Raw genomic sequence first — 21,751 nt, 5'->3', positions numbered from 1 at the left:
ATGAGGAACCTACGCAGCATTGGCATTGCCGCTGGACTGGCGCTGAGCGTCTCTGTTCCGGCGCTTAACGCTTTCGCTTCCGAACCGACCGTCCCGCCGGTGCCGGCGACGTTTCCGGCCGAGGGCAAGATCAAGTATGTGGCGCGCGACTCCATCCTGGAGTTCAAGGCGCTACCCGCCTATCACGAGCCCGACTGGGTCACGGAAAAATACGTCAAAGCCGGCAAGCTGCCGCCGGTGAAAGACCGGCTGCCGAAAGAGCCGCTGGTCTTCAAGACCGGCAATATGCCGGATGGCATCGGCGTCTATGGCGATACGATGCGCCATGTCATCGGCGGCCGGCCGGAAGGCTGGAACTACGGCGCCGGCCAGACACAAGGCTGGGGCGGCATCGACATCGGCCTTTCCGAGTGCCTGACACGCACCGCGCCGCTGTTCCAGGTTGAGGCGAAGGACACCGAGCCGCTGCCCAACCTCGCCAAAAGTTGGGATTGGTCAGCCGATGGCCACAAGCTGACCATGCACCTGATCGAAGGCGCCAAATGGTCCGACGGCGTGCCATTCAACGCCGACGACGTGATGTTCTACTGGGACGACGAGGTCATGGATCCCAACGTCTCGCCGCTCAATGGTGCCACTCAGGAAACCTTTGGCGTCGGCACGACGCTCAAGAAGATCGACGACTATACCGTCGAGTGGACCTTCAAGGACGCCTTCCCGAAACAGCACCTCTACGCAATGGCCTATGGCACCTTCTGCCCCGGTCCCTCGCATATCTTGAAGCCGCAGCACCCGAAATATTCGAAGAACACCTACGACCAGTTCAAGAACGCGTTCCCGCCGGAATATATGAACATACCTGTCATGGGCGCCTGGGTGCCGGTCGAATATCGGGCCGACGACATCATCGTCATGCGCCGCAATCCCTACTATTGGAAGGTGGACGAGAAGGGCAACCAGCTGCCCTATCTCAACGAGCTGCATTACAAGCTGTCGACCTGGGCCGACCGGGACGTGCAGGCGGTCGCCGGCGCAGGCGACTTCTCCAATCTCGAGCAGCCTGAAAACTTCGTCGCCTCTCTGAAGCGCGCGGCGGAGCCGAATGCGCCGGCACGTCTGGCCTTCGGCCCGCGGCTGATCGGCTACAATCTGCGCCTGAACTTTTCCGCCAATGGCTGGGGCAACCCGGACGAGCGCGGCCAGGCGATCCGCGAACTGAACCGCAACGAGGATTTCCGCAAGGCTGTCACCATGGCGCTTGACCGAAAGGCGCTGGGCGATTCCCTCGTCAAGGGGCCGTTCACCGCGATCTATCCGGGCGGCCTCTCATCGGGCACCAGTTTTTACGACCGCAAATCCACCGTCTACTATCCTTTCGACCTCGAGGGCGCCAAGGCCGAACTCGCCAAGGCCGGCCTGAAGGACACCGACGGCGATGGTTTCGTCAACTTCCCCGCCGGAACCGCCGGCGGCAAGAATGTCGAGATCGTGATGCTGGTCAACAACGACTACACGACCGACAAGAGCCTCGCCGAAGGCGTCGTCGCGCAGATGGAGAAGCTTGGCCTCCGGATCGTGCTCAACGGGCTCAACGGTACCCAGCGCGATGCCACGCAATATTCAGGCCGCTTCGACTGGCTGATCCGGCGCAATGAGCAGGAGCTGACCTCCGTGGTGCAGAACACCGTGCAGCTCGCTCCAGTCGGCCCCAAGACCAGCTGGGATCACCGCGCGCCGGAAAGCGGCGAGGTCGATCTGATGCCTTTCGAGAAGGACCTCGTCGACATCGTCAACAAGTTCGTCTCGTCGGCGGATAACAACCAGCGCGCCAGTCTGATGCGGGACTTCCAGAAGATCTCGACCGAGCACGTCTACAATATCGGCCTGACGGAATATCCCGGCGCGCTGATCATCAACAAGCGCTTCTCGAACATTCCGCAGGGTACACCGATCTTCATGTTCAACTGGGCAGAGGATTCGATCATCCGCGAACGGGTCTTCGTCGCGGCCGACAAGCAGGCCAAATACGAACTGTTCCCCGAAGAGCTTCCCGGCAAGCCCGGAGACAAGGGGCCGATGTAAGTTTAAGGGCCCCGATGTAAGTTTACCTCCCCTGACTGAGAGAGACCCGGCCGCGCCGCTGGCGCGGCCGGGACAAACCAACCCTCCGAATGCCCCTCCAAGGGAGCGGCCGGCGAGATGAGGAAGCGGACCGTCCATGCTGCGATTCCTGCTCATGCGCATAGCGTCGGCGATACCGGTTCTCGCTATTCTGAGCCTGGTCACCTTTGCCATCATCCAGGCGCCGCCTGGCGATTATGCCGATTACATCCGCTCGCAGCTGATCAACCAGGGCGGAGCCTCCTTCGCCGAGGCCGACGCGCAGGCCCAGGCCTATCGCGTCGAACACGGCCTCGATAAGCCGCTGCCCGTCCAGTATCTCAACTGGATCGGCGGCATCGTCACCCGCGGCGATTTCGGCTACAGCCTCTATTACAACAAGCCGGTGGCCGACGTCGTCGGCGAGCGCCTGCCGCGCACGCTGCTTCTGGCTTTGGTCTGCCATCTGCTTGCCTCGGTGCTGGGCATCACCTTCGGCATATGGGCGGCGACCCGGCAATACACCTGGATCGACTCGACTCTGTCGGCGATTTCGTTCCTCGGCATGACGGTGCCGCGCTTCCTGATGGCGCTGATCATCGTCTATCTCCTGGTCTTCCAGTTCAACGTGTCGGAGATCGGCTCGTTCTTCTCGCCGCAATATGGCGGCGCGCCATGGTCGTGGGCCAAGTTCGTCGACCTGGTCAAGCATGTCTGGCCGGTGGTGGCGATCGCCACCTTCGGCGGCCTCGCCTACAATATGCGCGTCATGCGCGGCAATCTGCTGGATACGCTGAACGCGCAATATGTCGAGACGGCCAAGGCCAAGGGCCTGACCGGCAGCGCCGTGGTCATGCGCCACGCCGTGCCCAATGCCTTGCATCCGCTCGTCATGTACCAGGGCGTGGTGCTGCCCTACATGCTGACCGGCGAGATCGAGACGGCGATCATCTTCGCCCTGCCGACCGTCGGTCCGGCGATCGTCGGCTCGATGGCGGTCGGCGACGTCTATGTCACCGCCACCTTCATGATGGTGCTGTCGGCGACGCTGATCGTCGGCAACATCATCGCCGACATGCTGCTCGTCCTGCTCGATCCGCGCGTGCGCCAGTTCGGGGAGGGCTAGATGCTGGCACGAGATCCTTCACTGCCGCCACTGCCGGCCGAGCGAGCAACAGTACCGCCGGCGCGCGGCAATGAGAGCTACATGGCGCTTGTCTGGCGCCGGCTGAGACGCTCCTGGACCGGTATGGCCGGGCTTTGGCTCGTCGTGCTGCTCTTGGTCATGGTCGTGTTCGCCGAATTCCTGGCGCCGATGGACCCGAAGGCGACCGATGTCGGCTTCGCTCCGCCGCAGCTGCCGTCCTTCCACGACAAGGACGGCAATTTCGTCGCACGGCCGAGGGTCTATGCACTGTCCGATTCGGCCGACCTCGATCCGGTCACGTTCCAGCCCATCGTCGGCCCTGACTACGACCACCCGAGGCTGCTTGGCTTCTTTGTCGAGGGTGCGCCATACAAGCTTTTCGGACTGATACCGGCGAACCGGCATTTCTTCGCCTCGACGGACGGCCAGCCGGTGCATTTCCTCGGCACCGACAAATTCGGCCGAGATGTGCTGTCGCGCGCCATCCACGGCTCGCGCGTCTCGCTGATGATCGCCCTGACGGTCGTCTTCATCATCACCGTCATCGGCACCACGGTCGGCATGGTCTCAGGCTATTTCGGCGGCCGGTTCGACGTCTGGATGCAGCGCTTCGTCGAACTGGTGCTCGCCTTCCCGCAACTGCCGCTCTACCTGGCGCTGACGACGCTGATCCCGGTCACCGCGCCGACCAATGTGTTCCTCGCCTTCGTCATCATCGTCATGTCGGCGCTCGGCTGGGCACAGATGTCACGCGAGGTGCGCGGCAAGACACTGGCGCTGGCGCGCATCGAATATGTGCGCGCCGCCATGGCGGTCGGCGCGACGGACCGGCGCATCATCCTGCAGCACATCTTCCCCAATGTGATGAGCCATGTGATCGTCGCCGTGACGCTGGCGATCCCGACGGTGGTGCTGCTGGAATCCTTCCTCGGGTTCCTCGGTTTTGCGGTCAAGCCGCCGCTGATCTCCTGGGGCCTGATGCTGCAGGACACCGCGACCTATTCGGTCATCGGCACCTATCCCTGGATCCTGTCGCCGGTCGGCTTCGTGCTCGTCACCGTCTTCGCCTTCAACGCGCTGGGCGACGGCCTGCGCGATGCCGTCGATCCGTATTGAGGGGACCGGGATGACCGTCGTACTCGCCGAACCCTTCGCACCAGCCTTCCGCCTCGACCATGATGGACGTCAGGGAGAGCCTGTTATCGACGCCCGCAACATCGAGGTCGCTTTCAAGGTCGAGCACGGCGTTGTCGACGCGGTCAAGGACGTCTCGTTCCAGCTCTATCGCGGCGAGACGATCGCGATCGTCGGCGAATCCGGTTCCGGCAAGTCGGTGACGGCGCGCACCGTCATGGGGTTGCTGTCGCGCCGGGCCACCGTGTCACCGAAATCGAGCATCTGTTACGACGGACAGGACATCCTGAAATTCCCCGAGAGCGCCCGGCGAAAGCTGCGCGGCAACCGCATCTCGATGATCTTCCAGGAGCCGATGAGCTCGCTCAACCCGATCTACACGGTCGGCAGCCAGATCGTCGAAGCAATCCGGGTGCATCGTAAGGTGAGCCGCAAGGCAGCCTGGGCGCGGGCGCTCGAGCTGCTGCGGCATGTGCAGATTCCCGAACCTGAAGCGCGGCTCAAGCAATATCCGCACCAGCTCTCAGGCGGGCAGCGGCAGCGCGTGATGATCGCCATGGCGCTCGCCAACAGTCCCGACGTGCTGATCGCCGACGAGCCCACCACCGCGCTCGACGTCACCGTCCAGGCGCAGATCCTCAACCTGATCCGCAACCTGCAAAAAGAGCTGCGGATGGCGGTGATCCTGATCACCCACGACCTCACCGTGGTGCGCAAGTTCTCCGATTATGTCTATGTCATGCAGCATGGCGAAATGTGCGAGCACAACGTCACCGAACGGCTCTTCGCCGATCCGCGGCATCCCTATACGCAGCGATTGCTTGCGTCCGAGCCACGCGGCCGACCGCAACCGCTGCCCGCAGGCAGCGGCACCATCCTCGAAGCGAACGGCGTGCGCGTCTGCTTCATGCTGCGCCACGGCACGTTCATGAAGCCGGACTGGCGCGAGCTGGTCGCCGTCGACGACCTCGACCTCAAACTTTGCCGCCACGAGACGCTGGGATTGGTCGGCGAATCCGGTTCCGGCAAGACCACCTTCGGCCAGGCGCTGCTGAGATTGACCGACGCCAAACGCGGCGAGATCCGCTTCGATGGCCAGCCGATCCATGGCCTGTCGCGAGCGCAGATGCGGCCGCTGCGTTCGCGCATGCAGATTGTCTTCCAGGACCCGTTCTCCTCGCTTAATCCGCGCATGACGATCGGCCAGATCATCGAGGAAGGGCTGATCGTCAACAGCATCGGCGCGACACGGCGCGAGCGGGTCGACCGGGTGCGCGAGGCACTGGTCAGCGCCGGCATGCCTGGCGATATCCTTTCGCGGTTCCCGCACGAATTCTCCGGTGGCCAGCGGCAGCGCGTCGCCATTGCCCGGGCCATCGCGCTCGAACCCGAATTCATCCTGCTCGACGAGCCGACATCGGCGCTCGACCTGTCCGTCCAGGCGCAGATCATCGATCTGCTGCGCAAGCTGCAGGATGAGCGCGGCTTGAGCTACCTCTTCATTTCGCACGACCTGAAGGTGGTGCGTGCGCTCTGCCACCGCGTCATCGTCATGCAGCACGGCAAGATCGTCGAGCAGGGACCCGTCGACGAGGTCCTCACCAATCCCAAGACCGCCTACACCGAACGGCTCGTCAGAGCCGCTTTCGACGTGGCCTGAACTTATGCCGGAGGTTACATTGGCAAGACACCCCAGGATCACTTTCATCGGCGCCGGATCGACGGTGTTCATGAAGAATATCGTCGGCGACGTGCTGCAGCGCCCGGCACTTTCGGGCGCGACGATCGCGCTGATGGACATCAATGCACAGCGGCTGGAGGAAAGCGCCGTCGTCGTCAACAAGCTGATCGCCACGCTCGGCGTCAAGGCGAAGGCCGAGACTTACACGAACCAGCGCAAGGCGCTCAGCGGCGCCGACTTCGTCGTCGTAGCCTTCCAGATCGGCGGCTATGAGCCCTGCACGGTCACGGATTTCGAGGTGCCGAAGACTTACGGCCTGCGCCAGACGATCGCCGATACACTCGGCGTCGGCGGCATCATGCGGGGTCTGAGGACCGTGCCGCATCTGTGGAAGATCTGCGAGGACATGCTTGCCGTCTGCCCGCAGGCAATCATGCTGCAATATGTCAATCCGATGGCGATCAACACCTGGGCGATCTCGGAGAAATATCCCGAGATCAGGCAGGTCGGGCTGTGCCACTCGGTGCAGGGCACGGCGATGGAACTGGCGCACGATCTCGACCTTCCCTACGAGGATATCCGTTACCGCTCGGCCGGTATCAACCACATGGCCTTCTACCTGAAATTCGAGCATCGCCAGCCGGACGGATCCTACCGCGACCTCTATCCCGACCTCGTGCGCTCCTACCGCGAAGGCCGCGCGCCCAAGCCTGGCTGGAACCCGCGCTGCCCGAACAAGGTGCGCTACGAGATGCTGACCCGGCTGGGCTATTTCGTCACCGAAAGCTCGGAGCATTTCGCCGAATACACACCCTATTTCATCAAGGACGGCCGCCCCGATCTGATCGAGAAATACGGCATTCCGCTCGACGAATACCCCAAGCGCTGCGTCGAGCAGATCGAGCGCTGGAAGGACCAGGCGCAGGCCCACCGCTCGGCCCAACGTATCGAGGTCGAGGAGTCCAAGGAGTATGCCTCCTCGATCATGAATTCGGTCTGGACCGGCGAGCCGTCTGTGATCTACGGCAATGTCCGCAACAATGGCTGCATCACCTCGCTGCCCCGCGATTGCGCGGCCGAAGTGCCGTGCCTGGTCGACGCGTCCGGCATCCAGCCGACCTATATAGGCGACCTGCCGCCGCAGCTTACAGCGCTGATCCGCACCAACATCAACGTCCAGGAACTGACGGTGCGGGCGCTGATGAGCGAAAACCGCGAACACATCTACCATGCGGCGATGATGGACCCGCACACCGCGGCCGAACTCGACCTCGACCAGATCTGGTCATTGGTCGACGATCTTCTGGCCGCTCACGGCGACTGGCTGCCGGCTTGGGCGCGCGTCAAACGTAAGAACGAAGCCGCCTGACGGCGGCGCTCGTCTCATTTTGGCTCGTCGGTGTCTGGTTCTTCCTCGTCGTCACGAGCGGAGATGACATAGGCGCCCTTCAGCCAACGGTTGAGGTCGATGTCCTTGCAGCGCGTCGAGCAGAACGGATAGGTCTCGCGCGCCGAAGGCTTGCCGCATTCGGGGCAAGGGCGCTTGGGCCGCAACGGCGTCACTTTGTCGTCGAGGCTCATGGCCGCGCGGACGACCAGTTTTGATGGGTCTTGAAACCTTCGCCCGAGAGCAGCGCCGCCGTCTCATAGAGCGGGAGGCCGACGATGTTGGTGTAGGAGCCGACGAGCTTGACGACGAAAGAGCCGGCGAGACCCTGGACGGCATAGCCGCCGGCCTTGCCGCGCCATTCACCCGAGGCGACATAGGCGTCGATTTCCTCGCGCGGCAGCCGCTTGAAACGCACCCGCGTCTCGACCAGCCGCTGGCGCAATTTGCCGCCCGGCGTGATCAGGCAGATGCCTGAATAGACCCGGTGAGAACGGCCGGACAGGAGCCCGAGGCAGTTGGCGGCATCGTCCAGCGTTTCGGCCTTGGGCAGGATGCGCCGCCCCACGGCAACCACCGTGTCTGCGGCCAGCACGAAGCTCGGTGCATAGTCGGTCTCGGTCTTCAGCGACGCGAACGCCTTCTCGGCCTTTTCCTTGGACAGGCGTTTGGCCAGCGAACGCGGATGCTCGGCACGCAGCGGCGTTTCGTCGATATCGGCTGGCAGGATACGGTCCGGCTCGATGCCGGCCTGCTGCAAGAGTTCGATGCGGCGCGGCGAACCCGAGGCAAGCACCAGCTTTTGCAAAATGCTCATCGCGCTCGGGTCTTGATCTTACTTGAAACGGTAGGTGATGCGGCCCTTGGTCAGGTCGTATGGCGTCATCTCGACCAGAACCTTGTCGCCGGTCAGCACGCGGATGCGGTTCTTGCGCATGCGTCCGGCCGTATGGGCGATGATCTCGTGTTCGTTTTCGAGCTTTACCCTGAACATCGCGTTGGGCAACAATTCCGTGACGATACCCGGAAACTCGAGGACTTCTTCCTTCGGCATTCGATACCTTTGCTTGGATGGCAGTTCCAGCGCCCCGGCTGGAATTTCGGCGGAACCTATATGATAATCGTTCGCTTGTGAACACGCTTAATCCGTCGCGTTTTTTGCTTCGGGAAGTAAAAAACGTCGGCTTATGCGCAACTTCAGCCGCTCGCGCACGTCGCGATAGCTGGCCATGATCTGTTCGCGCGTGCCGCCGGCACCGGTCGGGTCCGGCGTCGGCCAGTATTCCACCTCGACGGCAAGCGAGCGGGTGAGTTCGAGCGCGGCATGATGCGCCTCCGGCGCGAGCGTCACGATCAGGTCGAAATAGTCGTCCTCGAGATCGTCCAGCGTCCGTGGATGACGTTCGCCCAGCGTCAGGCCGTCCTCGGCAAGCACGGCATCGACGAACGGGTCGCGCTCGCCGGCGCGCACGCCGGCCGAGGCGACGAAAATGGTGGCGGGCAGCATCCGGCGCGCCAACTGCTCTGCTATCGGCGAGCGCACGGCATTCATGCCGCAGACGAACAGGATCGAGCGGGGCAGGGCGCCGGGGGCCAGGATCAGCCCCGCCAGTGCAGCACGCAGACCAGCGTGAACAGCCGTCGCGCCGTGTCGAAGTCGATGTCGATCTTGCCGGAGAGCCGATCCATCAGTGTCTGCGAGCCCTCATTGTGCAGGCCACGACGGCCCATGTCGATCGCCTCGATATGGCTCGGCGTCGAGGAGCGAATGGCGTCGTAGTAGCTCTCGCAGATCATGTAGTAATCCTTGACGATGCGCCTGAGCGGCGTCAGCGACAGGATGTGGGTGACGACGGAGGCGCCGTCCTCGCGCGCCACGGCGAAAACCAGACGGGACTCGGCCAGCGACAGCTTCAGCCGGTAAGGCCCTGTGCCGCTGTCGTTGACAGGTTGAAACCTGTTCTCCTCGATCAGGTCGAAGATCGCCACCGCCCGCTCATGCTCGACGTCGGGCGTCGAGCGGCCGATCGATTCATCGAGTTCGACATCGATCAGTTTTGCGCGGGTTTGATCGGAGCCCGTCATGCCGGCCTACATGTTCAGCCGTATGGCGACGGAACGGCCGTGCGCGTCGAGCCCTTCCGCCTGCGCCAGTGTGATCGCCGCCGGCGCCAGCATGCGCAGCTGCTCCGGCCCGAGCTTCAGGACCGAGGTTCGCTTGACGAAGTCGAGCACGGACAGGCCCGATGAGAAGCGCGCCGAGCGCGCCGTCGGCAGAACATGGTTGGAGCCGCCGACGTAGTCGCCGATAGCTTCCGGCGTGTGGCGGCCGAGAAAGACGGCACCGGCATTGCGCATCTTCGCGAGGAAGCCTTCGGCGTCGTCGATGGCCAGTTCGACATGCTCGGCCGCGATTCGGTCGACCAGCGGCAGCGACGCTTCGATCGTCGGAACCAGGATGACGGCGCCGAAATCGCGCCAGCTCTGCGCCGCCGTATCGCCCCGCGACAAGTTTTGCAACTGACGCTCGACCGCCCGTTCGACCGATTTGCCGAACCCCGGATCGTCGGTGATCAGGATCGACTGCGCCGACACGTCATGTTCGGCCTGGGCGAGCAGGTCGGCGGCGATCCACTCCGGATCGTTGTTACCGTCCGCCACGACGAGCACTTCGGAAGGACCGGCGATCATATCGATGCCGACCGTGCCGAACACCTGCCTTTTGGCCGCGGCGACATAGGCATTGCCTGGCCCGACGATCTTGGCGACGGGTTTTATCGTCCCGGTGCCATAGGCAAATGCAGCGATCGCCTGCGCGCCGCCGACACGGTAGATTTCGGACACGCCGGCTATGTCGGCGGCCACCAGCACCAATGGCGGTATTGCGCCGCCAGAGGCAGGCACGCAAATCGCGATACGTTCGACGCCGGCAACCACGGCCGGTATGGCATTCATCAACACCGAGCTCGGATAGCTCGCCGTGCCGCCCGGCACATAGAGCCCGACGGCTTCGATTGCCGTCCAGCGCCAGCCGAGTTCGACGCCCGCGGCATCCGTATAGCGGTTGTCCTTCGGAAGCTGCCGCTCATGGTAGGCGCGAATGCGGTCGCGCGCGAATTTGAGCGCCTCGATGGTCTGGGCATCGGCGCCGTCATAGGCACCGGCGATTTCGTCCTTCGATACGGCAATGCCGATGCTTTCGAGGTCGGCGCGGTCGAATCGCCTGGAATAGTCGATCAGCGCCGCGTCGCCCTCGGCGCGCACGTGCGCGATGATCTCGCGCACCGCGGCGTCGACATCGGCGGACACTTCCCGCTTGGTCGTGAGAAAGGCGGCGAAACGCTGCTCGAAATCGGCGTCGGACTGGCGAAGCGTGATGGCCATCGTGTGCTCAAGCCCTGTGGACGGGGCGCGAGGTGGCTTCCCACGCGCCGCCAATATCGGCAAGGCGGGCCTCGATGCATTCGACATCGAGCATGATCGTGCCGCCGCCCGAAAAGATCAGTTCGACGATGCCGGCGGGCTTGCTGATCTCGATGAAGCTGATCGCCAGCAGGGAGAGGATCTCGGCCGGCTTGTCGCGGGCGATGCCGTTGGTCTTGGCGCCCAGCACCCTGTCGAAATGCAGCACGGCCTGCCGCCGCTCATTGTGTTGGCGAAACAGGCCGGATTTGGCCTCCCACACGAAACGGTTCATGGTCAGCACGAAACGCTTGGCCTTGGGCAGGAATTCGAGGTCCGAGACCTTCATCACGGCGTCCTGGAGATGGGCCGAGACGATGCTCAGATCCTGATCGTCGAGCGCAATGAGTTTTAAGGCCATGCGGATTTCACACCTAACGGTTGGCAATCAGCCTTTCTGTTAGGCGGTCTTTCCGATCGGTGCAACCGCGACAGGGATCCTGCTGGAGGCAATTGCCTCAGCTTTGCGCTGCCCCTCATCGCCCTATGGTGATGGGAGAAGGACGCCTCGCAGATGATTTCGCCAGGCGACCTCGGATCGTCAGGCTGAAATACGCTCGATCACCGCGCCGCAGTTGGAAAGCTTTTCCTCCAGCCGCTCGAAGCCGCGGTCGAGATGGTAGACACGGTTGACCGTGGTCTCGCCTTCGGCAGCCAGGCCGGCGATGACCAGCGAGACGGAAGCGCGAAGATCGGTGGCCATCACCGGCGCGCCCTTCAGCTTCGCCACGCCGTCGACGATCGCCGTCTGGCCCGAAAGCGTGATGTGGGCGCCGAGCCGAGCCAGCTCCTGGACGTGCATGAAGCGGTTTTCGAAGATCGTCTCGGTGATGCGCGACTTGCCCTTGGCCATGGTCATCAGGCCCATGAACTGTGCCTGCAGATCGGTCGGGAAGGCCGGGAAGGGCGCCGTCGTCACGTCGACCGGCGAAATGCCGGCGCCATTGCGCTTCACGCGGATCCCGGAATTGGTCTGCGTGATCTCCGCGCCTGTCTGCGAAATCACGTCGAGCGCCGTCTGCAGCAGTTCCGGACGCGCGCCTTCCAGCACGACGTCGCCGCCGGTCATCGCCACAGCCATGGCATAGGTGCCGGTCTCGATGCGGTCGGGGATGACGCGCACGCGCGCGCCCGACAACGCTTCGACGCCGTCGATGGTGATGGTCGGCGTGCCGGCGCCGGAAATCCTGGCGCCCATGGCGTTGAGGCACTCGGCGAGATTGACGATCTCGGGCTCGCAGGCGGCATTTTCGAGCACCGTCTCGCCCTTGGCGAGGGATGCCGCCATCATCAGCACGTGGGTGGCGCCGACCGAGACCTTCGGGAAGACGTAACGGTTGCCGGCGAGCCGGCCATTCCTGGTCTTGGCGATGACATAGCCGGTGTCGACATCGATGTCGGCGCCCAGCGCCTGCAGGCCTTCGAGGAACAGATCGACTGGGCGCGTGCCGATGGCGCAGCCGCCGGGCAGAGAGACCTTGGCCTCGCCCATCCGGGCCAGCAGCGGCCCGATCACCCAGAACGAGGCGCGCATCTTCGACACCAGCTCGTAAGGGGCGGTGGTGTCGACGATGTTGCGGGCGGAGAAGTTGATGGTGCGCGAATAGCCCTCGTTCTGTTTCTCGCGGCGGCCATTGACCGAATAGTCGACGCCATGATTGCCGAGGATGCGGATCAGTTGCTCGACATCGGCCAGATGCGGCACGTTTTCGAGTGTCAGCGTGTCGTCGGTCAGAAGCGAGGCGATCATCAGCGGCAGGGCGGCATTTTTCGCACCCGAGATCGGAATGCTTCCGGCAAGCTTGTTGCCGCCGACAATTCTGATGCGATCCATTAGAGAATGTCCCTCTCGGCCAGAAAAGGCCGGTTCAATCGTTTGAGTAGCGGCCCGTCTAGACCATTGACCAATCTGGTTCAAGAAATAGGATTTCGCCCACCCCGGTCCAAGAATGGCCGATTTGAGTTAATCTTTCCGCATTTCCTTTGAAGCTGTGAGCCCGTCGGGCCGCTGGTCGGCCTCACCTGTGCGGCGCGAGCGCGACTGCGCCTTGCGCTTCTGCAGATTGGCGCGCAACTGCTCGGCGAGCCGGTTCTTGCGGATTGTCTCGCTGCTTTTCGGTGGATTTGTCTTGTCGCTCATCATCTCGCCCCGGCTGGCGACCAGCCAACCCGCCATTCAGGGATAGCCAACATTGTGGCACCGCCATGTCATGGAAAGCTATCCGGCAAAGCCTTTCACAGAAGCGTTGTTCTTGGCCTTGCGCTTGCCGGTTCGATATGGCAGAAGCCCCGCCATCAGCGGCTGCGGTAGCTCAGTGGTAGAGCACTCCCTTGGTAAGGGAGAGGTCGAGAGTTCAATCCTCTCTCGCAGCACCAGTCTATCCCATTGAAACTGCTCAATGCCTTGACCAGCAAGGGGTTCTGTCCATACTGACGTTACAAATCTCGTAACAAAATGGGCAAAAGCGATGGCCGGCGATGTGCGTAATCTCCTCAACCGGGACGGGAGGTATTTCGCCCGGCTTGTCATTCCTAAAGAGCTTCGGCCTTACATGAACGGCAAAACGGAGCTGAGGACGGCGCTCGGTCCGGACTATCGAACGGCTCTGAAGAAGCTTCCAGGGGCAGTCGCACTCATTCAGCACGAAATCAGTCTTGGCGAACGTCGGGCTGTGCAAGCCGGTGTGCGAGCCGTCACCGTTGGCCGCTATCCGCTTGCGCCCGACCAGATAGCACGACGCAACTATCAATCCCGGCTGACCTTTGACGAGCAGTTGCGCAACACCGATTCGCGCTACGCCTCTTTCGGCTATGTGGACGATGCCCTCATTGCCAAACTTCGCGATGGAATTGCTGGCCGCCTGCACGATGAAGAACTGTTGATGTTGGTCGGTGATCGGATTGAGCGATATCGCAAGCTCGGCAACACTGCTGCTGAAATAGGCTCTGATGACTGGCGCACCTTGGCGCGTGCGATGTGCATATCCGAGTTTGAAGCTCTTGCTCGCGTTGCCGAGCGCGATGAAGGCGACTTCACCGGAACGCCATCACACCCAATGTTGGCGAACGTGCAGCCGGAACCGGAGCCTTTGCCACCGGTCTCGCTGAAGGGCCTATTCGCCGACTATATCGCATCAAAGAAGCTGGTCGGGAAGGCGAAGGAAACCGAAAAGCGTTGGAGGCCGGTTTTCGCTAATCTGACGAAGTTCATCGGCCACGATGATGCAAGACGTCTGACGAGACAGAAAGTTTTGGAATGGCGCGACGAACTGCTAAAAACACTGTCAGCCAAAACGGTTTCTGATGTTCATCTCGCATGCGTGCGCACCGTCCTGTCGTGGGCTGTCGACAATGATCGCCTGGAATCTAACGTAGCAGAGAAGGTCCGGCAGGAGGTTCCAAAAAGGTCCCTTGCGCGAGAAAAAGGGTTCACCCTACCTGAAGCCGTAGCAATCCTTCGCAAGGCGCGAGACTATGTTCCCGCTAGAACAGACAATCCCCGCACCACTGAAGCACCACCGACAACAGCAGCGAAGAGATGGTCGCCGATCTTATGTGCTTTCACCGGCGCGCGCATCGCCGAGATCACCCAGCTGCGAAAGCAAGACTTCCGCAAGGAAAGTGAGACCTATATCATGCGCATCACCCCGGACGCGGGCACCGTAAAGGCTGGTGGTTATCGGGACGTGCCACTGCACCTGCAGTTGGTCGAAATGGGCTTCCTGAGTTTTGTCGATGCCGCGCCGGATGGCCCTCTATTTCATACAAAGGGCAAGGATGGGATCACAGCCGCACGCACAGTCGCAGGTCGCGTGAGCCAGTGGCTTCAGTCCCTGGACTTAATCCCCGAGGGTGTTGCGCCCAACCACGCATGGCGGCATCGGTTCAAAACTGTCGGAACAGAGCTGGAGATTTCAAGGCGAATCTTGGACGCAATCCAAGGGCATGCAGGTAGAACTGCTGGCGATGACTACGGCGACGTGACAATTGCCGCTAAGAAGGCGGCTTTGGATAAGTTTCCTCGCTACGATTTGTCACCTTAGTGGCGCCAGAGGCGTTATTCAGTCCACTGTCCGCCAAGCGGCCACTGCCCGGTGTGCGGTCCTTCAGCCAGAAGCGGCGCGAGGAATGCCCGCAGCCGTCGATAATCGTCGCAAAGTCGTCGGGCGCCTCTGCCACACGCTCCCGCATCAGGGAAGCCCGCCATTGACCGCTCTTTGCGGTCCCCAAGGCAGCGCCCCCGCAAGGTCGCGTATGCGGGCCAGACCGCCGCCCTGCAGCACTGCTCGGGTTTGATAGTGTTAACCTCAGCTCGTCCGAGTCCCAGCTGGCGCAGCAAATTTAATGTTTAGGGCGTGAAAGAGCCAGCCCGGATCGCGTCCATGGCGCAGGCAAAAGCCTTTAATTAAAGTATAAAATGGGGAATACGCTCGAATACCGAAATAGCTAATTAGCTATTTAGGGAAATTTGCGAATGTTTGTTGCTGATAAAAAATTTAGATAAGAAAAGACTCGAATTCCACTATAATTTTGCTATATTAATCTGATCGCAATCGAGATGTGTGTCAGGAGTTCGAACGAAATGTTTTCGGAGCAATCGAAGAGACCAATCGCCAGCTACATCGAAAAGTGGGCAAATGCCTCAGTGTGTAGCTATGAGGATATCGCCATCATGGCCGGGTTCACGAAATCCGACATCATCTATATGTTCATCAGCGGCGAACGCAGGGTTCCCTTAGATTGTGTTCCGGCCTTGGCTGGAGCGCTGGGGTGCGACGGCAACGAGCTCTGGATCCTTGCGCTCGAGCAATACTTCAAGCCTGAGATTCTCCGACAAATCCAAGAGATCTCCACACGTGACCATTCGCCGAACGAACGCGCGTGGATCGCCGCTTTGCGGAGCATATCAGGGCGCGCTGATCCTGAGCTCACTCATGAGCGCTCGAAGCGTCTCCGTGAGATCCTGCTGGACTGAGGACAGCCTGCCTCCGAGATCCATTTGGCCTGTGGTCTATTGATGAACGATCACCAACTTCCCAACGTCGCAGTGCTTATAGATGCCGAGAACGTTTCAGCCGGATATGCAGATCGGTTATTCGATCAAGTCGCATCCATCGGGTGCGCTACTGTAAGACGAGGCTATGGCGACTTCACAGGGCTTTGGTCTGCGTCCTGGGCTAGGGCTTTCGAGCGGCACGCCATCACGCCACGTCAACAGTTCAGCGCGGGGAGGGGAAAGAATTCCGCCGACATCGCTTTGGTTATCGATGCCATGGACCTTTTGAACCAGGGTGGTATTGGCGCAATATGCCTTGTCTCGGGCGATAGCGATTTTACGCCTCTTGCTCTGAGAATTCGCGAACAGGGCGTCCCACTCTTTGGATATGGAAACGCCAAATCCCCCGAACGGCTTCGCAACGCATGCAAGAAATTCAGCTATCTCGAGAACCTCGGCATCCTGCCCCGAACCATGCCTTGGCGCTCGTCCAAGACATCGCTCCAACCGGTCGAAGAAGCAGTCACTCTGCTCCGACGTGCGATAGCGCACACCGAGATCCAGGACAGTTGGGCACTCATCGGGGAGGTAGAGGTGCAACTCATCCGAATGAGACCAGATTTCGATCCTCGAACCTACGGATTCGATAGCCTGCTCGAATTGGTGCGCCGCATAAAGGGGCTTGATGTCGATCTTCGCGATGATACGGGGCCTAGACTACGACTGAAACGGAAAGTCTCGAAACCACAGCCAGCGGGGACCAGCACGATCGGCAGCGCAGCGCCTTCGGGAAGAGTGCCACGCGCAATGCCTGTTGGCTGTCGTGTGCGCTAATGCGTCCCCGGCATGGCCGCCAGTGTTTGTCAGGCAGATCGGTATGGGCGTTACTTTGGAAGGCGCGCCGGTCTCATCGGGCCGTTTGCTATAGGCGCCCAGACCTGGCCGTTGGGACGTGCTTCAGAACATCGATGCTCCTTCCTTTCGCCTGCCCCTGTATTTAAATGGACGAATCATCCGGAAGGAGGCGCTCCAATGATGATCTTGTTAGTGATGGTCGTCGGCGGGCTCGTGGTGACGGCCTCGTATGTGTCGAAGTGGGACTTCCAGAAGCGCATGAGGAAGTTGCGTGCCGATGAAGCAGCATTCAGAGATAGGAAGTCTCAGCCCGACACCGGTAACGATCATCGCGCCCAGTGAAGGCGCGATGTGCCAGCAGCCGCGCGGTTATAACGAGCGATGGAGCCGATTCAGATCATCAGGCAGAATAGCCGCGAACTCACGCCGGGAGGCACGGGAAATGGCGTTCATTTCTACGAGGGTCGAACAGACTTGAGCTGATCGATCGGTCAATTCGATCGCCATGTCATGGTGAATAGCTATTCCGAGGACAAGATCGGGCTTGTTCGCGCGGGATCTCTCCAATCTGGAACCGTGCTGGACGGCGGCAAGCCGATGGGATTTGCCAGACGCCGTCCAGTGCATAAGCTGATCGGCCGTGCAGAACAGATGTCTCGGACAGGCCCGTCCTGCAATGCGTTCAGCGCGCGGCAGGGTATCTCAAAGTTGATAGCCTTCCTTCGCCAAACTCCACCCCGATCCGAACCGCAACGGGGCGGCAGCAATGGAACTCCCTTGTTTCAGCGCCTTAGGAACCAATCGACATCGGTCGTCATTGATCTCCAGCCGATCGAAGTCCTAGGTTTACCCGCGTCCGTTCATGGGGATGCCTTATGGCGCCACCAGATACGAAAATTCCAGAACCACCCCTCCTGGTGGGATGCTCGACGCTTGAATGCCCTAATTCAAATCTGATCACGAGACTGCTCCCGGGCTCGGCCATCTCCAGCTAAGTGGTCCATGTCCACGTGGAGGGGGACATATTCCATAAAGTCAGCTTTCGACCAAAGCCAATATGTCCACCCTAAGTTGACGAAACGTTCCCTCTCAAACACCCGATTGAAAAATGGTCGCGAGGGAAACATGCGCGCCGCCGCCTCAAAAGGCTCGGGGCAAACGCGGCATACAGCGCCATCACTCCCTGCGACGAGACATACCGCAACGTTGACGGCACCAAGCCACAGAGCCACCCGACAGCGGGCACACCCAAGTTCCCAGCCAATCGGAAACCCAAGCATCGCAAGGACGAATACATATTCGACCGATGTGCAGGTCACTGTAGAGGGGGGTCGGGTGATGCCTAGGCCGTAAGGGGAAGCGCTCGGATCCCGAATGCCGATCAACCCAAAGTGCAACGGGTGGTCCTCTTCGCAGTCAGGTGGCGGCTCAGCGACGAGCAAGGCGTAGAAGGTGCGAATAGGTTTGAAGAGTGACTGTAGCGTTAGAATTCCGCACTCCTATGGTGGGAAAATCCACTTTAATTCCCGGGTATGCCCATCCACCACCTAATCGGCGTTTGCGAACGCAGCCAAGGTGACTGACCATTGAAGCTCGGCACTAGTTGGCCGAGAAATGACCTGGAAGTGGCCGGAAAACTCAGCCTATCAGCATGGCCCCCAACGCCATAAGCGAAACAGTTTCGTTTTTCGCGACTGCGGAGTTGGGCGTGACCAGACTCGAAAGTCTCTCGTCTGCATGGGCCTGCTTTCCCAATGTGGAAGACGGTCCCTCTGGTGGCGCGTAGGCGGCCGTCCAGTGCATGTGGCCAGTCTCCATTAGCTACGGCAATCGCCTTTTTCTTCCGGCGCCAGCCGCGAGCGACAAAGCTCACTAAACTTCTAGACCGTGGATTGACATTTAACAGTTAAGTGTTAAATAGAGAATGCCACGTCGAATTGGGGAGCCACACATGGTGAAGACACCCGCGGAATATCAGCGCGCCTACCGACAGCGAAAAGCCGAACTTGCGAGGCTTGGAGGTGATCCCACTGACAACCTTGCGAAGGAGCCGTTCAATGAATTTCTGCCCCACGACGGCAATTGGGCCGTGATCGAGGAAGTGCTCGATTGCGTTGGTGTCATGCCGCCGACCTTTGACGCTGACACTGACGATCAGTGGCAGGAGGCATGGGACGAACCCTACCGCGGCTCAATTGGCCGAGCAGAACGCATGGTTGGTGCTTTCCTCGATGCCGCCTCCGGTCTTGCCGATGCCATTGCCCGTTTTAAGCGCAAAGAGATTGACCGGGCGATTGCCGAGCTCGAATCCGCAGACATGACCAACGCGGCGACAAAGAAAGAGGCGCTCGCTGAAATCGTGCGCCTCAACCGAATACGCGACCAACTCGATAAGCAAGTGCGCTGGTCGCTCCCGCAATGGAAAACAAGAGGAGATTCAAAATGACTGAACTTGCACCGAAAACGATCGAAGAGACGATTGAAGACCTCGACCTTGGCTCCGCCGATCTCGGCCAGGTCGAGGCCGACCTCGAAAATGACGCAGGCGGAAAGTCATCTGATCATACGATAGGCAAGACCCTGCCGCGATCGGCATCGGTTAGGCTCCCCATTTACAAGGCTTTCAAGCCAGCGGTTGCCAAGCTTGCTGAGGAAGCGGCCGGCCGTATTCATGGCCACATCGGAAGCGCCAGACGCTGCGCCGCTGAAATCGGCAAGGAATTGCTGTCAGTCAAAGACAAACTAGCTCATGGCCATTTCGGCAAGTGGCTGGAAGCGGAATTCGCTATGACCGCACGCACAGAACTTCATGAACATAGCGCGCATGGTCGAGACCACTGACGTCGCGCTCGATCTGTCTGATGGGAGCTTGCGGCTTCTAGCTGCCCCGAACGCTGCCCCGGTCCGCAACAAGATTGTCGCTGATCTCAAGGCCGGAAAGCCAGTGCCGACATCGAAGGCCATCAAGCAGGCAATCGCTGAATCCAACGGCAAGACAAAGGCATCGGCTGGAGGTGCACCAGAAAGCGCAAGATCTCCGGTGCCAACGTCAAAAAGGGACATAATCGCCAATGCCAAGGATGAGGGCATGGCACCGGCAAAGGACGCGCCCAGCAGAACGGCGGCCAATGACGTGACGTCGGCCGTGGCCTCAGGGGCCACACTAACGCTAGGAACCACAAGCCCGACGGTGGCTACGGCTGAATCGCCATGGACAGAAACACCGTCGACCACCTCGAAACCGGCACCATCGAATTCAACGGCGTCTATGTCCCCGGACGAGGCGGCGACCAGGTTGATGAAAATACTTGCAAGCGTTCTGCCAAGGTTCGCCACGCTCTACCACATCGCCGGTCACGAGGTGTTCCGATCACGAGGTGTTCCGAAAGGCTATGACCGAAGCGCTGAAAAAGGCCGAGACACAGCCACAACCGAATAAGCAGGCGGCTTAGCTTCGGCCGGCGGAATGACACGAGAAACAAGCCTGCCGGTCCTTGGGCGGGCTCTATTTGCGACGCTCTATGATCGAGCCCGGGGTTAGGCTCGATCACGTTCAGTGAATGAGCAGTATTGGTGTGCTCATATCCTAGCCGCGCCTATTCTGCAGGAGCTCTACCTTGAAGATGAACAAAATCCGTCGAATGGTGGGATCGCATACAAGGCGAATCTCGACGGGTCAGCAGGGCGCACGTCTATACTGCTGGGCCGGTCGAATGGTAGCCGCATTCCATTTTCCGGAAAGGGCCGTGTAGAGTCAGAAAGCCTGTCGCCTGTTTAGTATATATGTAACATAGAATAGATAAGAATAGAATATATACGAAGCAGGCGACAGGCTTTCTGACTTAATGTCCCAATCATCCTCCGGCCCGACCGCCGACGGCGGGATAACCTCGGGCATTAGATACGCTGAAGCAGTTTGTATCTCGTTGCGGAATGTCACAATCGTTGAACAAACTTTGACCGACTGCTGGCAATCGCCCTCCCTATAACGACAGGCGCACGCGTGTGGCCGCACAAACTCGACACCCATAGGAAGCCAAACATGGAACTTGATCGATCTCTCACTGACGACGAAATGGAAGCACGGTTCCTGCACAACGTCGTCCTGTTCCACGACGATATCAATCCCGGCACGCCGCTGGATGAGACCAACCGTGATACGTCCGGCGACGTCGACCCGGTGGTGGCAGCGCTCGACAATATCGACGGCCCCTTTACCGACGCAGAGATTGGGTGCCGGGTGAAGCTTAAAGAGATCAATGGGTGCTTGGCCGCGCCGGCAGCCGCCTATCACTTCGACATGACGCCCCAAGTTGAACAGACTGCCGCAGAGAAGCGCCTCGCCACCATCAATAAGATGGCGTCGAGATATCAGCGCAGCGGTGCCGCTTGGCAGGACGATGAGCGCTCGCCTCCGTCCGACGCGTGGGAAAAGGCCCGCAGTCAACGCCTCGCCCGCAAGGCCGAACAGCGGCGCGCGAGATACGCGGCCAAACTCGACCGAGAGGAAGCTGAAGGCCGGCCCGTTAGGCGGCACCGGTCACTCGCCGGCATGTCCCCCGAGGAACGCAAGGCGCGAAAGGCCGAGCAGGACAAGCAGGCACAGCGCCGTCGACGCTCCAAAAAAGCCTTGATAGCGGTCACCCAGGCGCGCGGGACCTTGCTCCCGGAATGAGTTTTGACCGGGCTCTGACAGACCGCGACTGCACTGTCCTCTCGAACGGATAAAATAGATACCAAACAAGCAAAATAGCCTTGGCATCTTTGCGAGCAAATGGGAGTGCTCGAATTGTGTATCACCAGGTTGCGAGATTTGAATCGGCTTAGTAGAAATCGTTGGGGCATCCTCGATCCGACTTGCCAGTCTGGTTTCGAGTAAGATCAATTTGGGGGAATTTTGGGTTCTTACGCGCAAGTTCAGGGGCACTATCACAGCCATCGCATAACGTTGGATGGCTTCGAGCAGGACGCATTCACACGGTCTCTGAC

Annotated in this window: 22 protein-coding genes and 1 tRNA gene; 14 read left to right on the top strand and 9 right to left on the bottom strand. The window is 60.5% G+C overall.

Translation table 11 applies throughout. The features are described 5' to 3' along the window. The 5 genes from C7I87_RS11550 (at window position 1) to C7I87_RS11530 (ending at window position 7,431) form a co-directional block, all read left to right on the top strand. Window positions 1-2,082 carry an ABC transporter substrate-binding protein gene (locus C7I87_RS11550; RefSeq protein WP_149904328.1) on the top strand — a complete coding sequence of 694 codons (2,082 nt, stop codon included), beginning with the start codon at window positions 1-3 and terminating at the stop codon, window positions 2,080-2,082. Window positions 2,083-2,218: 136 nt separating this feature from the next. Further along, the gene (locus C7I87_RS11545; protein ID WP_149904327.1) at window positions 2,219-3,226 is read left to right on the top strand and encodes an ABC transporter permease; all 1,008 of its coding nucleotides are present in this window, start codon (window positions 2,219-2,221) and stop codon (window positions 3,224-3,226) included. Next, window positions 3,227-4,363 (top strand): ABC transporter permease, encoded by a 1,137-nt coding sequence (locus C7I87_RS11540; protein ID WP_149904326.1) that lies wholly within the window; start codon window positions 3,227-3,229, stop codon window positions 4,361-4,363. A gap of 10 nt (window positions 4,364-4,373) precedes the next feature. Further along, the gene (locus C7I87_RS11535) at window positions 4,374-6,041 is read left to right on the top strand and encodes an ABC transporter ATP-binding protein (RefSeq protein ID WP_149904325.1); all 1,668 of its coding nucleotides are present in this window, start codon (window positions 4,374-4,376) and stop codon (window positions 6,039-6,041) included. 19 nt (window positions 6,042-6,060) lie between these two features. After that, the gene (locus C7I87_RS11530; protein WP_149904324.1) at window positions 6,061-7,431 is read left to right on the top strand and encodes an alpha-glucosidase/alpha-galactosidase; all 1,371 of its coding nucleotides are present in this window, start codon (window positions 6,061-6,063) and stop codon (window positions 7,429-7,431) included. A gap of 14 nt (window positions 7,432-7,445) precedes the next feature. Here the strand turns inward: C7I87_RS11530 and yacG are convergent, their stop codons facing one another. From yacG to C7I87_RS11485, 9 genes are all read right to left on the bottom strand, one after another. Continuing rightward, a complete protein-coding gene (gene yacG / locus C7I87_RS11525; RefSeq protein ID WP_140758913.1) occupies window positions 7,446-7,643 on the bottom strand; it encodes a DNA gyrase inhibitor YacG in 198 nt (65 codons plus the stop codon). Next, entirely contained in the window at window positions 7,640-8,266 is a 627-nt protein-coding gene (locus tag C7I87_RS11520) for a Maf-like protein (RefSeq protein ID WP_135881027.1), read from the bottom strand. Before C7I87_RS11520 ends, yacG begins: the two co-directional genes overlap by 4 nt. Window positions 8,267-8,284: 18 nt before the next feature. Then, entirely contained in the window at window positions 8,285-8,503 is a 219-nt protein-coding gene (infA, locus tag C7I87_RS11515; RefSeq protein ID WP_006329283.1) for a translation initiation factor IF-1, read from the bottom strand. An 87-nt stretch (window positions 8,504-8,590) separates the two neighbouring features. Beyond that, window positions 8,591-9,061 (bottom strand): arsenate-mycothiol transferase ArsC, encoded by a 471-nt coding sequence (locus C7I87_RS11510; protein WP_149904323.1) that lies wholly within the window; start codon window positions 9,059-9,061, stop codon window positions 8,591-8,593. Then, entirely contained in the window at window positions 9,049-9,534 is a 486-nt protein-coding gene (locus tag C7I87_RS11505; RefSeq protein WP_149904322.1) for a UPF0262 family protein, read from the bottom strand. The genes C7I87_RS11510 and C7I87_RS11505 overlap by 13 nt, the downstream gene beginning before the upstream one ends. A gap of 6 nt (window positions 9,535-9,540) precedes the next feature. Beyond that, a complete protein-coding gene (gene hisD / locus C7I87_RS11500; RefSeq protein ID WP_149904321.1) occupies window positions 9,541-10,833 on the bottom strand; it encodes a histidinol dehydrogenase in 1,293 nt (430 codons plus the stop codon). A 7-nt stretch (window positions 10,834-10,840) separates the two neighbouring features. Continuing rightward, the gene (locus C7I87_RS11495; protein WP_149904320.1) at window positions 10,841-11,272 is read right to left on the bottom strand and encodes a DUF2948 family protein; all 432 of its coding nucleotides are present in this window, start codon (window positions 11,270-11,272) and stop codon (window positions 10,841-10,843) included. Window positions 11,273-11,452: 180 nt separating this feature from the next. Continuing rightward, on the bottom strand, window positions 11,453-12,745 hold the full coding sequence (gene murA, locus C7I87_RS11490; protein WP_149904319.1) for a UDP-N-acetylglucosamine 1-carboxyvinyltransferase: 1,293 nt from the start codon (window positions 12,743-12,745) through the stop codon (window positions 11,453-11,455). 129 nt (window positions 12,746-12,874) lie between these two features. Continuing rightward, entirely contained in the window at window positions 12,875-13,087 is a 213-nt protein-coding gene (locus C7I87_RS11485) for a hypothetical protein (protein WP_188393831.1), read from the bottom strand. Window positions 13,088-13,212: 125 nt separating this feature from the next. On the opposite strand from C7I87_RS11485, the gene C7I87_RS11480 reads away from it, so the two are divergent. From C7I87_RS11480 to C7I87_RS11445, 9 genes are all read left to right on the top strand, one after another. After that, window positions 13,213-13,287: transfer RNA gene (locus tag C7I87_RS11480), tRNA-Thr, on the top strand. 92 nt (window positions 13,288-13,379) lie between these two features. After that, on the top strand, window positions 13,380-14,954 hold the full coding sequence (locus C7I87_RS35945; RefSeq protein WP_149904318.1) for a site-specific integrase: 1,575 nt from the start codon (window positions 13,380-13,382) through the stop codon (window positions 14,952-14,954). A 539-nt stretch (window positions 14,955-15,493) separates the two neighbouring features. Continuing rightward, window positions 15,494-15,886 carry a hypothetical protein gene (locus C7I87_RS11470; RefSeq protein WP_149904317.1) on the top strand — a complete coding sequence of 131 codons (393 nt, stop codon included), beginning with the start codon at window positions 15,494-15,496 and terminating at the stop codon, window positions 15,884-15,886. A gap of 42 nt (window positions 15,887-15,928) precedes the next feature. Next, window positions 15,929-16,741, top strand: a complete 813-nt coding sequence (locus C7I87_RS36745) for an NYN domain-containing protein (RefSeq protein WP_149904316.1) — start codon at window positions 15,929-15,931, stop codon at window positions 16,739-16,741. Window positions 16,742-16,939: 198 nt separating this feature from the next. Then, a complete protein-coding gene (locus C7I87_RS35200; RefSeq protein ID WP_188393815.1) occupies window positions 16,940-17,104 on the top strand; it encodes a hypothetical protein in 165 nt (54 codons plus the stop codon). 1,609 nt (window positions 17,105-18,713) lie between these two features. Then, window positions 18,714-19,208 (top strand): hypothetical protein, encoded by a 495-nt coding sequence (locus C7I87_RS11460; protein WP_149904315.1) that lies wholly within the window; start codon window positions 18,714-18,716, stop codon window positions 19,206-19,208. Then, window positions 19,205-19,603, top strand: a complete 399-nt coding sequence (locus C7I87_RS11455) for a hypothetical protein (protein ID WP_149904314.1) — start codon at window positions 19,205-19,207, stop codon at window positions 19,601-19,603. The genes C7I87_RS11460 and C7I87_RS11455 overlap by 4 nt, the downstream gene beginning before the upstream one ends. Continuing rightward, window positions 19,587-20,201, top strand: coding sequence for a hypothetical protein (locus tag C7I87_RS11450; protein ID WP_149904313.1), 615 nt, complete (start codon window positions 19,587-19,589; stop codon window positions 20,199-20,201). Before C7I87_RS11455 ends, C7I87_RS11450 begins: the two co-directional genes overlap by 17 nt. Window positions 20,202-20,804: 603 nt before the next feature. After that, window positions 20,805-21,437, top strand: a complete 633-nt coding sequence (locus C7I87_RS11445) for a hypothetical protein (RefSeq protein WP_149904312.1) — start codon at window positions 20,805-20,807, stop codon at window positions 21,435-21,437. Window positions 21,438-21,751 lie beyond the last annotated feature (314 nt).

Source organism: Mesorhizobium sp. SARCC-RB16n (assembly GCF_008520305.1).
Taxonomy (GTDB): domain Bacteria; phylum Pseudomonadota; class Alphaproteobacteria; order Rhizobiales; family Rhizobiaceae; genus Mesorhizobium.
Note: the sequence above shows the minus strand (reverse complement) of the source record. Positions and strands in the feature narration are given on the sequence as shown.

Excerpts from the sequence above, each read along its gene's own strand:
- C7I87_RS11550 (WP_149904328.1), top strand. The coding sequence starts at position 1 with ATGAGGAACCTACGCAGCATTGGCATTGCCGCTGGACTGGCGCTGAGC.
- C7I87_RS11545 (WP_149904327.1), top strand. The coding sequence starts at position 2,219 with ATGCTGCGATTCCTGCTCATGCGCATAGCGTCGGCGATACCGGTTCTC.
- C7I87_RS11540 (WP_149904326.1), top strand. The coding sequence starts at position 3,227 with ATGCTGGCACGAGATCCTTCACTGCCGCCACTGCCGGCCGAGCGAGCA.
- C7I87_RS11535 (WP_149904325.1), top strand. The coding sequence starts at position 4,374 with ATGACCGTCGTACTCGCCGAACCCTTCGCACCAGCCTTCCGCCTCGAC.
- yacG (WP_140758913.1), bottom strand. The coding sequence starts at position 7,643 with ATGAGCCTCGACGACAAAGTGACGCCGTTGCGGCCCAAGCGCCCTTGC.
- C7I87_RS11520 (WP_135881027.1), bottom strand. The coding sequence starts at position 8,266 with ATGAGCATTTTGCAAAAGCTGGTGCTTGCCTCGGGTTCGCCGCGCCGC.
- infA (WP_006329283.1), bottom strand. The coding sequence starts at position 8,503 with ATGCCGAAGGAAGAAGTCCTCGAGTTTCCGGGTATCGTCACGGAATTG.
- C7I87_RS11505 (WP_149904322.1), bottom strand. The coding sequence starts at position 9,534 with ATGACGGGCTCCGATCAAACCCGCGCAAAACTGATCGATGTCGAACTC.
- hisD (WP_149904321.1), bottom strand. The coding sequence starts at position 10,833 with ATGGCCATCACGCTTCGCCAGTCCGACGCCGATTTCGAGCAGCGTTTC.
- C7I87_RS11495 (WP_149904320.1), bottom strand. The coding sequence starts at position 11,272 with ATGGCCTTAAAACTCATTGCGCTCGACGATCAGGATCTGAGCATCGTC.
- murA (WP_149904319.1), bottom strand. The coding sequence starts at position 12,745 with ATGGATCGCATCAGAATTGTCGGCGGCAACAAGCTTGCCGGAAGCATT.
- C7I87_RS11485 (WP_188393831.1), bottom strand. The coding sequence starts at position 13,087 with ATGGCGGGTTGGCTGGTCGCCAGCCGGGGCGAGATGATGAGCGACAAG.
- C7I87_RS35945 (WP_149904318.1), top strand. The coding sequence starts at position 13,380 with ATGGCCGGCGATGTGCGTAATCTCCTCAACCGGGACGGGAGGTATTTC.
- C7I87_RS11470 (WP_149904317.1), top strand. The coding sequence starts at position 15,494 with ATGTTTTCGGAGCAATCGAAGAGACCAATCGCCAGCTACATCGAAAAG.
- C7I87_RS36745 (WP_149904316.1), top strand. The coding sequence starts at position 15,929 with ATGAACGATCACCAACTTCCCAACGTCGCAGTGCTTATAGATGCCGAG.
- C7I87_RS35200 (WP_188393815.1), top strand. The coding sequence starts at position 16,940 with ATGATGATCTTGTTAGTGATGGTCGTCGGCGGGCTCGTGGTGACGGCC.
- C7I87_RS11460 (WP_149904315.1), top strand. The coding sequence starts at position 18,714 with ATGGTGAAGACACCCGCGGAATATCAGCGCGCCTACCGACAGCGAAAA.
- C7I87_RS11455 (WP_149904314.1), top strand. The coding sequence starts at position 19,205 with ATGACTGAACTTGCACCGAAAACGATCGAAGAGACGATTGAAGACCTC.
- C7I87_RS11450 (WP_149904313.1), top strand. The coding sequence starts at position 19,587 with ATGGTCGAGACCACTGACGTCGCGCTCGATCTGTCTGATGGGAGCTTG.
- C7I87_RS11445 (WP_149904312.1), top strand. The coding sequence starts at position 20,805 with ATGGAACTTGATCGATCTCTCACTGACGACGAAATGGAAGCACGGTTC.